Consider the following 9809-nt stretch of genomic DNA (forward strand, 5'->3'; position numbering starts at 1 on the left):
GGTGAGACCCATGCCTTAAACCCGGCGCGGGTTACAAGCGGTTCCGAAGCTGGAACCGTTTGCTCATGTAGGCGTTGCGCAGGGCGGAATACGGCTCCAGTGCCGATTCGGTGATCTGGTCATAAGGCTCATAGAGTCTGTCCGCAGAATTGAAGGCGAAGAATACGGTGCTGCTCACGGTGACAGGCCAGTCGAGCATGTAGTCCTGGGGCTTCATGAACAGGTCGCCTCCAAGTCCGGCGGCTCCGCGCACGGTGGAAGGACCGAGGAAGGGGATGATGAAGTAGGGTCCGTCGGGAACGCCCCATGCGGCGAGGGTACCGTCAAAGTTCGCCGTCTCGGGGTGGTATTCATAGAGCGGCTTGCTCTGGCTTGCGACATCGGCAAAGCCCAGGCTCACCATGAAGTTGACCAGACCTCTGTCGAACTCCACTCCTGCCTGAGCAAATTCCCCTTGAAGCAGGAAGTTTATCATGCGCACGGGGAAGGCAAGATTGTAGGCAAAAGTGCTGATGCCGGAGCGGATGGGGGCGGGGACGACGAAGGAGTAGCCCTTGTGCACGGGTTTGACGATGTTCTGAAGCAGCCAGTCGTTGGTATGGAACCAGAAGCGGTTCCAGCCTTCGAGGGGATCATCGGCGATCTTTGCGTCTTCGGCGGAGTAGTCGTCGTAGTCATCCAAACTGTTGTCTTCCACAGGCAGGGCATCAGTTTGAGCGGCTTCGGGCGCGGACACAGAGGCGGCAGCTTCACTGCCGGTATCGGGAACCTGTCTGGCGCAGGCGCTCACGGCAAAGAGGAGAAATACCGTCAGGACAAGTCTGGCAAGGCTCATTTTTCCGCGTCCTTTTGCTTTTTGTTTTTCTGCTCTTCCGCCTTGGCCCTGACACGCTCGATAAGCGTCTGGGGATCGCCCTTGGACAGAATGTCCCGGAACTGGTCGCGGTAATTCTTGATCATGCTGATACCTTCGATGAGAACATCATACACGACCCAGCGAGCGTTCTTTTCCAGCATTCTGAAGGCTACGGGATGAACTTGCCTGGCCAGAAAGTTCATCTGGACCTCCACGCGCTTGCCGTTGTTGGAGCTGGTCTCTCCTGTGAATTCTACTTTTTCGCCGTTGTAGCTGTCCAGGGTGTCCACATAGGTGTTGCGCAGAAGATCGGTAAAAGCGGTCTTGAAGTCCTCTTTCTGCTGCGGAGTGAACTTTCTCCAGGACGGTCCCACGGTACGGGTGGCAAACTCTTCAAAATCGAAAAGGGTAAGAACCTCCTGTTCGATCTTTTGACGGACAGCCATTTTTGTTTCCGGGTTTCTGAAGGCGGGATCGTTGAGGAGTGCGAGGATACGGGAGGCGCCTTCTTCTGCAGTCTGCCGTGCGGTAAGCGGTGCGGCCTGGGCGGACAGCGCCGTCGTCAGACATAAAACAAGGGCAAGAAAGAACTGTTTGACGCACATGGCTTAAACCCCTCCAAAAACGACCTTGCCGATGAGAGCTTCAAGGTCGAGAGCCGGTTCTGTATCAGAAATGACGCTGCCCTGCCGAAGCGTTTCTTCCGCTCCGCCGGGCGTGATGGAGATGTATTTGTCGCCGATAAGTCCGCTGGTCTTCACGGAAGCCATGGAATCTTCGGAAATCGGTACGCCCTCATTGATATGCAGATCAACATAGGCCGTATAGTCGTTGGTGTCGAGGCGGATGGCGGAAACCTTGCCCACGGATACTCCGGCGATCTCGACGCTGGCTCCCACGCGCAGCCCGGCGACGGAAGAGAAGCGCGCCGACACGGTATAGCCCTTGTCGCCCAGTACTTCCATGCGCCCAAGTTTGATGGTGAGATAGCTCACGCAGATGAGTCCGATCAACACGAAAACGCCAATCACGGTAGTTTTTGCAGCAGACATACTATCCTCTTCGCTCAGCAGACGCTCCGCTTTCAGAAAAGCGGCGGCCTGAGATCAATCGTTAAGCCATTCTTCCAGAGCGCTCCGCACCGCATTGTTGAGCGGCGGGGCCGCCATGCGGCGGGATTCTTCAAACTGCCGGTCAAGGAAACGGAGCAGGTAGGGATCCCGCGTTTGAGAGAGTTCTTCCTTTGTCCCGGAAAAGGCCGTTTTTCCGGCATGGAGTACAAGGACATGCTCGGCTATGCGGGCCATGCTCCCAAGGTCATGGGTCACGACAAGTGTTGTCATCTGGGGATAGCAGGCGTGCATGTCGAGAAGAAGCTGATCCATCTGTGCGGCCGTTATGGGGTCAAGGCCGGATGTAGGCTCATCGCAGAACAGGACAGGAGGCTCCGTGACAATGGCACGGGCCAGTCCTGCGCGTTTTCTCATGCCGCCGGAAAGTTCCCCTGGATAAAAATTGGCAAAGCGCTCCAGTCCCACGAGTTCCAGTGTCCGCTGCGCGGCTTCCTGCAAAACCTTGCGGGGAAGGCGGGTGTGCTCCATGAGCGGCAGCGCCACGTCTTCCTCCAGCGTCAGGGAGCTGATGAGCGCACCGTCCTGAAACAGCACACCGAAGCGGCGGCGCATCTTGTGGAACTGGGCGGGCGGCATACGGCAAATGTCGTGACCGCCAATGAAGATCTGCCCAGAAAGTGGCGTGTTCAGGCCCAGGAGGAGACGCAGCAGCGTGGTCTTGCCGCATCCGGATTCACCAAGCAGCGTGGTGATGGCCCCTGCCGGAAGCTCGGCCGTGAGATCCTCCAGTACCACGCGGCCGCCGTACCCGCCGTTCAAGTTTCTGATGGATATGTTCCAGGCGTCAACGTTCATGAGGACCGCCTCACAGGAGGAAAGAGGTAAGCACATAGTCCGCCATGAGGATGAGTACGCAGCTCATCACCACGGCCGATGTCGTGGCGTTGCCGACGGCTTCCGCTCCCTTGCCGTCTTTGCGCAGATGGGCGTTGTAGCCCTGATAGCAGCAGACGAGGATCACGAGGACTGCGAAGACGGCGGCCTTGAGGAAGCAGCCTTGAATGTCGTGCAGCGTGACGCTGGATTCTATGCCGGAAAAATACCGGCCTTCATTGAGTGAAAGCAGGACGCAGGCGGAGAGGTAGCCGCCGAAGATACCGATGACCGTAAAGATGGAGGTGAGCAGTGGGAAGGTGATAAGTGCGGCCAGCAGCCTTGGGCTGACAAGGTAGCCGATGGGATGGATGTCCATGACTTCCAGAGCGTCTATCTGATCGGAAATGCGCATGACGCCGATTTCAGCGGTCATGGCGGAGCCAGCGCGGGCGGTGATCATGACGGCCGTGAGCACGGGGGCCATTTCGCGGATGAGCGTCAGGGCAAGGAGCGAACCAAGCATACCCTGCGCGCCGAACATGGACATGGCGTAAAACGCCTGAAGCCCGAGTACCAGGCCGGTAAAAAGCCCGATGAGCAGGATGACGAACATGGATTTTGCGCCGATGACGTAGACCTGCTGGACGACTTTTCCGGCGAGACGCCTGGAGTAAGGAATTTGCCGGAAGCCCTCGGCGAGGAAGAGGGTCATGTCTCCCAGTCGATTCAGAAGCTGAAAAATGGGTGTACGGATCTCGTTCATAACCAGTCGTTCCCTGCCTGATATGGTGAAACATGATAGCGCAGACGGCGAGTTTTTGCAATGGGCACAGGCGCGCGGAAAACAACGTCTTGCATGGAGGCGGCGGCTGCGTTAGAAAACATGGATACCTGCCGCAGCACGGTGCGGTTTCGCCATTTTTATGAGGAGATGTTCATGTGCCTTGCCGTTCCCGTTCGTGTCGTTGAAGCTCTGGAAGAGGGAAGAATCAAAGTCCGGATAGGCGAGGGCGAGAGCTTTATGGAAGTATCCTCGCTGCTGCTGCCTGAGCCGCCAAGGCCCGGAGAATACGTCATCGTCCATGCTGGTTTTGCCCTACGCACACTGGATCCGGACGAAGCCCGTGAATCGCTCGCGATCTTTCACGAAATCGCTGCGTTGGGACTGGACGGCAGTACCGCCAAATCATAGTTCAAGTTTTACTTCAGCAAATGATCGATCTCAGTTTGCCGGAATCTTGTGGAGCGTAACATATCGTTTTTCCCTCAACAAATGTTCCGTGAGGTTTGAAATCTCCACGTTCATGGGAAAAGAGGGGTGGACACAACGGCGAAGACACTAACATCCTTTTCCGTTATCCTTCCTTGAAAAGAAGGGGCAATCCACACAGCCTCTTCGGGGCGGCTATGGAGTCAGTCGGAAGAGAGGGGCGATACTAGATTGAAACGTAGTTGTTTTGCGGATGTCAAAGCCTGTCGGCTGTTTTAATTATTTTGTTTTGGCTGGCTGAAGTCCCTTGTTCCCGGAGAAAAGTCTGAACGGCGAAGTAAGCACAAAGCCCAGAAGGTCGATGGCCGTGGAACCGATGTTCCCCACGGTGCCCACAACCGCGCCGACGACCTGATAGTTTGTCGTGGGATGGGTCAGAGGCCCCTTGATGGTCACGGGCATTTCAGGGATGCCGGCCAGAGTGATTTTTGCGCTGGCGTCGATACTCTGTTCCTGAAGATTGATCGTCCCTGCGCCCTTGACGGAAGTAAGGTTTCCTTCGAGGCGGAAATCCTTGCTGGTGACAATTCCATTGCTGGCCTGCGTACTCAGTGAGAGCGTCTTGAAGGCCGTGCGGGATTCGCCGCTTTTTTGTCCGGACGGCCCATTCGTGCTGATGACGGCGCCGTTGGTGGCGCTGAAGAACAGTTCGCCGTTCAGTGTGCGCTTCCAGTCGTCCCAGTATACCTGCCGGGAGGTGAGCGCAGCGTTCAGCGTTCCTGTCCCGTCAAGCAGTGTTTTTTGTCCCCTGTCCTTGCAGAATGCCAGGAGATTCAGCGCCGTCACCCGCACGTTGGCGCTGTTGTCCACGCTGTTTCCGTTCTGAACTGAGGCGGCCGTAAAATCCAGCGTCAGCTTCCCGCCGCCGGGAAACAAGGCTGTAACGGGGATATGCAGGCGTCCCTTTGCCAGGGTGATGGGAAAGGCAAGTTTTGTCAGTGTGGTTTCAAAGGCGCGCAGTTTATCCAGAGTGAGCAGAATTCTGGCGTCATGCTCTCTGAGCAGGGAGAGAGGCAGCCTGGCGTGTGTTTCCTTTGCAGTCTTTTGGTTGGAAAGGCAGGTGTCAAGATTGAGGTTCTTGAGATGCAAGGCCCCGTCCGTACGCGGGCGTCCTTGCCAAGAGTGCTTGATATTTCCGGAAAAGTCCGTGCTGTCCAGTTTGCCGGAAAGCTGGGAAAGTTCGATGTCATTTTGGGAAACCGCATAACCCGTTTCGAACTTCACACTGCGGAAAGGAAAATCTTCTGTCTGCGAGAGGCCGAACGCGCGCAGTGTGCTGCCTGGTGTCGAGCTGGTACCGGAGACTTTTCCAGAGAGGAACGCGCTCCTGGCATCCGGCTTTACGCAGGCGTTCCCTTCCAGACGGAAGGCTTTGTGCTCAAGAGTGGCGTCCGTAAATTCAAACTGCTTGAACGAGGCTGGGAAGGAGAGGGCGGTGCTCCCTGTGAGAACGATATCCTGCGGCCAGGAGGAGACGAGCGTCTTGCCCAGCGTCAGAGTAAAGTTGAGCTTCTGCCGGTTCATGGAGGCAGGAAGGCCGTTTTCCGTGCTGAAGGCGATGGTCGCTTTGGGGGCTTTGGCTTCGACCTTCCAGCGTTCAGTCTCCAGGGCAGCACTCCATGTGCCCTTAAAATCCATGACGGGCGGTTTTGCGGAAAGATTTTTCGGAGGAACGGCTGCGGCATTTGCCTGAACGGAGAACGAGCGGAAGGCAAGCGGCTGGCGGGACTCCTTTGTGCGCATGGTTCCCTGCGCAAACGACGCCTGAACCGAGCCTTCAAGTGAAGCCAGAATATGGGTCAGGTCGCCGGGAAGGAAGGTGAGATCGGCTTTGCCCTGCTTCAGGGTGGAGCTGAGCGCCGGATACCCGGCAAGTACGGTGGCAGGTTCGGCTGCCGATACGCCGTTCAGTACCGCCGTCACCCGTACCTTGTCCTGAAGATAGACCTCAGCGCCGGCCTTGCCCTTATAGAGATCATCAGCGGAGATTTTCAGCATGGTTCCCGATGTCGGGGCGGGCACGATATGCACATCGACTTTCGCCGGTGTGAATTTCAGTATCGCGCTCTTGTCGGCCATGAGGTGGATGTCGTATCCGCAGGTTGTCGAGGAATCATCCTGTGCAGTCTCGTCGGACGGCGAGAGCGGAAGGACGGGCGGCGGCAGATGGGACATGTCCGGCGCAGTTCCATGCAGTTCCGGGAAAACAGCGTCCAGATCGGCATGATTGGTTCTGGCATCGATGCGGATGTCGGGTTTTAGAAATTCAGCGCAGCTTCCGGAACCTGAGAACTCCATGTTGAGGACTTTTGCCGTGAGCCTGGGGACGACAATTCCCAGGAGGGAAAGTTCAAAGTCATCGAACGAGCCAGTGATGTTGTCGAGGGCGTATTGCAGCCCGCCGGTCATGGCCCGGCCGAATCCGAACCAGCGCGTCAGACTGAAGTGGTGGATGTCCGCCCTGCCGCGGAGGGTGGGTTTGCCCTGTGGGAGACCGAAAAGAGAGCCGGACAGAGTCAGGCGGTCGTCTTCCATGCGCACATCGGCCTGTTGTATCTGAATGGGAACATCCAGTCCTGAGAGAGAAAACGGGATGTTGAAGGACATGGGAACGTTATGGCCGTTCATGGTCATTACCGCTGATGCCGCCGTCGTGCCCTTGCCGAGGTACAGCCCCTGTTCGGGGTCGATGTCGAAGCTGCCTTCCAGCGTCAGGTTTACCGGTTTCGCCAGAGGGAAGTAGCGGTACGGAGCGGAGATTTTATGGCCAATCGCTGCGTCGAGGGCGCCCATTTGCAGAGAAGTGGAACATTGTACCGTACTGGTCCAGAGTCCTGAAAGCCTTTTTTTCAGAGTGGGGATGGACAGAGCCGTGTCTGAAGCGGTGATGTCGATGCCCGAAGCCAGCGCGCAGTGGACGGAGGCAAGGCGCAGTTCCAGATGGCCGGGGAAAAGGCCGGGAAGTCTGGCCGTGCTTTCGATTCCGGAAAGGACGAGGGCGCTGCGTCCGTCGGCAGTGGAGAGACGGCAAAGACCTTCGTGGATGGAAAAATGCGTACCAATAATGGACGGATGAACGGCAGGGAGCTTGAAGGATGCGGGCGGAAGCGCTTCAGGCTTCTGTTCCCCAGCCAGAAGTTTGTCCGTGATCTGGCCGGACACGTCGAGAGTGGGGCCGTCGAGACTTAGTCTGGTTACGATGGGGCGCAGGCGCAGCAGGGAAAACCAGCTCATTTCAGCACGGGCGTGCCGGACGTACAGTTCGATGTTGTCCATGCTGCCGCGGCTCAGGCTGAGGTCATGGAAGTCAAGTGCCGGTCGGGGAAAAAAGGAAAGTGAAATCTCACCGATGGAACACTGGACATCGAGGGCCGAGCACAGTCCGCGGGAAACGGTTCCGCCAAGTCTGGCGGGCTGAAGCCATGTCAGGTACGCATACGCGGAAATGGTGAGAAAGATTCCCCACAGCGCAAGCAGTATGGTTCCCGGACGCGGTTTTCGCATATTCCCTCTTGACGTGGCGCAGGACTTTTCGTACCGATTTTCTCAGCCCCGAGTTTCCCGTATTGTAGAAAATTTGCCGGATTTTCACAAGCGCGGCGAAACGGATTTTGCAGATTATCAGCGCTTGTTTCCCATATGAGGAGTATCCATGACCTATTACAGCTACGCGGCCGCGGCCGTCCTCTTCCTTGCAGGACTGGCGGGAGGGATGCTGCCCTTTGTTACCGCCTGGGATCGGCATAGCGCGGTCGTCCGCAGACGTTCTCTTTATGACAAAAGCGCAGGGCAGGTTGAGACGTTGACGGCACTGCTTCTCATGGGCTACGCCGTCCTTCTCGGCCTGGATCTGCTCATGGGTGGAGCCATCGACCGGAACATGACCGGCCCCTGGGCAATGCTCTGGGAACTTCTGGTCATGGCCGCTGCTCCGGCGGCATTGTGTACGGCTGTTGTTCTCATCTCACCGCCGCCGTTTAAAAAGGCGCTGAGTGTCTGCGGAGGACTTTTTGCCCTCCTGGGACAGACGGGGGCCTGTGTACTCATGTGGGCGTTCTGTCTGGGCGCCCTGACCGGAGCCGGAACTACGCCCGAAGTCGCGCAGCAGGCGTTTGCCGTCATCCTTGATCGGCAGTACTGGCCCCAGCTCGGGCTGTTTGTACTCTTTTCCGTCCTTCTGGGCCTGACGGCCGCCTACGCTCTGTCGCTCTGCTGGCATATCCTGTGCCGCAGAAAGGATGATTTCGGACGGGACTTCTATTCCTTCGTTCTCGGTGTGCGCGCCCGCCAGTCCGCAGGAGCCGGCGCGCTCCTGCTCCCTGTCACCGCAGTCATGTTTGTGCTGTATCCTCTGGATCCCGTCCGGGCGCAGGAGCTGATGCCCCTGCCCGGCGGCGCGGAACTCGCGCTTTCGGCTGGGATGCTTGCCTTCCCCCTGGCAGTGCTCCTCTGGTACATGATTTCCCGTTCTCCTGTACCCATGCAGCGCCGTTCTCTGGCTTTTCTGGCTATGCTGCTTCTTCTTGCCGGAACCTATGCCGCACTGGGGCGTTTCTGAGGTTGAATGTGCGGCAAAGGAGTTCCGCGGCCATGTCCCTGGCCATGTCCCTGCAGAAAGGGCGCACTCCTTTGGTTTCGCAGTGCGGCCTTTTCGAACAATGCCGATATTGACGCTGCTCTTTCCGTAAGTTATGAATATCGCAGGAATTGAAGTAATCACAGCGGCTGGACAAGGTGCTTGAACCACTAACATGCAGGAGGCTTTCATGAGCGTAGACGGCATCAATGTGCAGACAATGGGCACGGCTTCTCTGAACACAGAACGCACGGCACTATCGGACGTTTCCCCGCAGAGCGTCAGCAACGCGGTTTCCCTGTCCATAGGCAAGGCGATCGTTCCTGCCGGAGATTCCGTTTCCATGGTGGATAAGGCCGGAAGAAAGTATGTCTTCACGCCGTACTTCTCCGCCAAGGGCGAGCAGCTTGTGCGCATCGCAACGACATCCGCAAACGGTGTGCAGGGAAACAAGTCCATACGACTGGAGCAGCTTGACTCCTATTGCAGCAGGAACGGTCTGAGCACCCCTAACCTTGTCTATCATCGCTAATCCTCGCTGGGGAGTTTGAAACGCATGGGCACGACGGAGCAGCAGGACTATCTGCTTGAGCAGCTTTTTGCCTGTTCAGAGGAACTGGAACGCCTTCATGAGCAGATGTGCGCCGAGGGGCGTTCGCCTGAGGCCATGACTGCGGAAGAGAGGCGGCAGCTGCAGGACATTCAGCACAGGGTGGAGACGTATGATCTCCAGCTCGATGAGTTTCGGAAGGAACAGCGAACCGCAGAACTTTCGTCCGCGCGCAGGCTGCGCGGGATGCGCATTTAGCACACGTTTTTCACCGGATAAAGGCGGCATGCTCTTCATGAATAGAAGGGTATGCCGCCTTTTTTGCGGAGGCCGCTGGGCAGGATTTCGGCTTTCCTTTGAAAAGAGATGGGGCTGCGTGACAGGCTTTTTGTTGGTTAAAACCACGTTCTTCCTCCAGGAAAGAGGAGCAGATTCAAAGGAAGGCCGGACCAGGTAGAAGGACGTCTCGAAAAATTTTCACCTGTTACGAAAAAACGTCTTGACACGCTGCCGGGGACGGGGCAAGCTGAAGTCATCGAGCGGATGGATCGCTCGAAGAATCCTGTCAGTCAGGGTTCGCGAAGTGAGGATGCTCTCCCTTTGATGTT

General features: G+C 57.1%; 10 protein-coding genes. 4 read left to right on the top strand and 6 right to left on the bottom strand.

Translation table 11 applies throughout. The features are described 5' to 3' along the window. Positions 1–31: 31 nt before the first annotated feature. Genes Q0Z94_RS05390 through Q0Z94_RS05410 form a run of 5 tightly spaced genes read right to left on the bottom strand, consistent with a single transcriptional unit; the run spans position 32 to position 3568 of the window. Positions 32–835: a VacJ family lipoprotein gene (locus tag Q0Z94_RS05390; RefSeq protein ID WP_298067997.1), complete on the bottom strand. Its 804-nt coding sequence runs from the start codon at positions 833–835 to the stop codon at positions 32–34. Then, positions 832–1461, bottom strand: coding sequence for a phospholipid-binding protein MlaC (locus Q0Z94_RS05395; RefSeq protein WP_298067998.1), 630 nt, complete (start codon positions 1459–1461; stop codon positions 832–834). Before Q0Z94_RS05395 ends, Q0Z94_RS05390 begins: the two co-directional genes overlap by 4 nt. A gap of 3 nt (positions 1462–1464) precedes the next feature. Next, positions 1465–1908, bottom strand: coding sequence for an outer membrane lipid asymmetry maintenance protein MlaD (gene mlaD, locus Q0Z94_RS05400; protein ID WP_298067999.1), 444 nt, complete (start codon positions 1906–1908; stop codon positions 1465–1467). 54 nt (positions 1909–1962) lie between these two features. Beyond that, on the bottom strand, positions 1963–2784 hold the full coding sequence (locus tag Q0Z94_RS05405; protein WP_298068000.1) for an ATP-binding cassette domain-containing protein: 822 nt from the start codon (positions 2782–2784) through the stop codon (positions 1963–1965). A gap of 10 nt (positions 2785–2794) precedes the next feature. Then, positions 2795–3568, bottom strand: coding sequence for an ABC transporter permease (locus Q0Z94_RS05410; RefSeq protein ID WP_298068001.1), 774 nt, complete (start codon positions 3566–3568; stop codon positions 2795–2797). Positions 3569–3742: 174 nt separating this feature from the next. Between Q0Z94_RS05410 and Q0Z94_RS05415 the strand changes: the two genes are divergently transcribed. Beyond that, positions 3743–3997 carry a HypC/HybG/HupF family hydrogenase formation chaperone gene (locus tag Q0Z94_RS05415; protein WP_298068002.1) on the top strand — a complete coding sequence of 85 codons (255 nt, stop codon included), beginning with the start codon at positions 3743–3745 and terminating at the stop codon, positions 3995–3997. 297 nt (positions 3998–4294) lie between these two features. Here the strand turns inward: Q0Z94_RS05415 and Q0Z94_RS05420 are convergent, their stop codons facing one another. Beyond that, entirely contained in the window at positions 4295–7579 is a 3285-nt protein-coding gene (locus Q0Z94_RS05420) for an AsmA-like C-terminal region-containing protein (protein WP_298068003.1), read from the bottom strand. A 148-nt stretch (positions 7580–7727) separates the two neighbouring features. Between Q0Z94_RS05420 and Q0Z94_RS05425 the strand changes: the two genes are divergently transcribed. The 3 genes from Q0Z94_RS05425 (at position 7728) to Q0Z94_RS05435 (ending at position 9459) form a co-directional block, all read left to right on the top strand. After that, entirely contained in the window at positions 7728–8633 is a 906-nt protein-coding gene (locus Q0Z94_RS05425) for a hypothetical protein (RefSeq protein WP_298068004.1), read from the top strand. Between the two features lie 208 nt (positions 8634–8841). After that, positions 8842–9183, top strand: coding sequence for a hypothetical protein (locus Q0Z94_RS05430; protein WP_298068005.1), 342 nt, complete (start codon positions 8842–8844; stop codon positions 9181–9183). 24 nt (positions 9184–9207) lie between these two features. Next, a complete protein-coding gene (locus tag Q0Z94_RS05435) occupies positions 9208–9459 on the top strand; it encodes a hypothetical protein (protein ID WP_298068006.1) in 252 nt (83 codons plus the stop codon). The last annotated feature ends 350 nt before the right edge of the window (positions 9460–9809 follow it).

Origin of the sequence: uncultured Mailhella sp., assembly GCF_947631555.1 — a bacterium.
Lineage (GTDB): Bacteria > Desulfobacterota > Desulfovibrionia > Desulfovibrionales > Desulfovibrionaceae > Mailhella.

What these genes read in the sequence shown, in the direction of transcription:
- Q0Z94_RS05410 (WP_298068001.1), bottom strand. Translation starts at nt 3,568, where the DNA reads ATGAACGAGATCCGTACACCCATTTTTCAGCTTCTGAATCGACTGGGA.
- Q0Z94_RS05435 (WP_298068006.1), top strand. Translation starts at nt 9,208, where the DNA reads ATGGGCACGACGGAGCAGCAGGACTATCTGCTTGAGCAGCTTTTTGCC.
- mlaD (WP_298067999.1), bottom strand. Translation starts at nt 1,908, where the DNA reads ATGTCTGCTGCAAAAACTACCGTGATTGGCGTTTTCGTGTTGATCGGA.
- Q0Z94_RS05415 (WP_298068002.1), top strand. Translation starts at nt 3,743, where the DNA reads ATGTGCCTTGCCGTTCCCGTTCGTGTCGTTGAAGCTCTGGAAGAGGGA.
- Q0Z94_RS05405 (WP_298068000.1), bottom strand. Translation starts at nt 2,784, where the DNA reads ATGAACGTTGACGCCTGGAACATATCCATCAGAAACTTGAACGGCGGG.
- Q0Z94_RS05390 (WP_298067997.1), bottom strand. Translation starts at nt 835, where the DNA reads ATGAGCCTTGCCAGACTTGTCCTGACGGTATTTCTCCTCTTTGCCGTG.
- Q0Z94_RS05425 (WP_298068004.1), top strand. Translation starts at nt 7,728, where the DNA reads ATGACCTATTACAGCTACGCGGCCGCGGCCGTCCTCTTCCTTGCAGGA.
- Q0Z94_RS05430 (WP_298068005.1), top strand. Translation starts at nt 8,842, where the DNA reads ATGAGCGTAGACGGCATCAATGTGCAGACAATGGGCACGGCTTCTCTG.
- Q0Z94_RS05420 (WP_298068003.1), bottom strand. Translation starts at nt 7,579, where the DNA reads ATGCGAAAACCGCGTCCGGGAACCATACTGCTTGCGCTGTGGGGAATC.
- Q0Z94_RS05395 (WP_298067998.1), bottom strand. Translation starts at nt 1,461, where the DNA reads ATGTGCGTCAAACAGTTCTTTCTTGCCCTTGTTTTATGTCTGACGACG.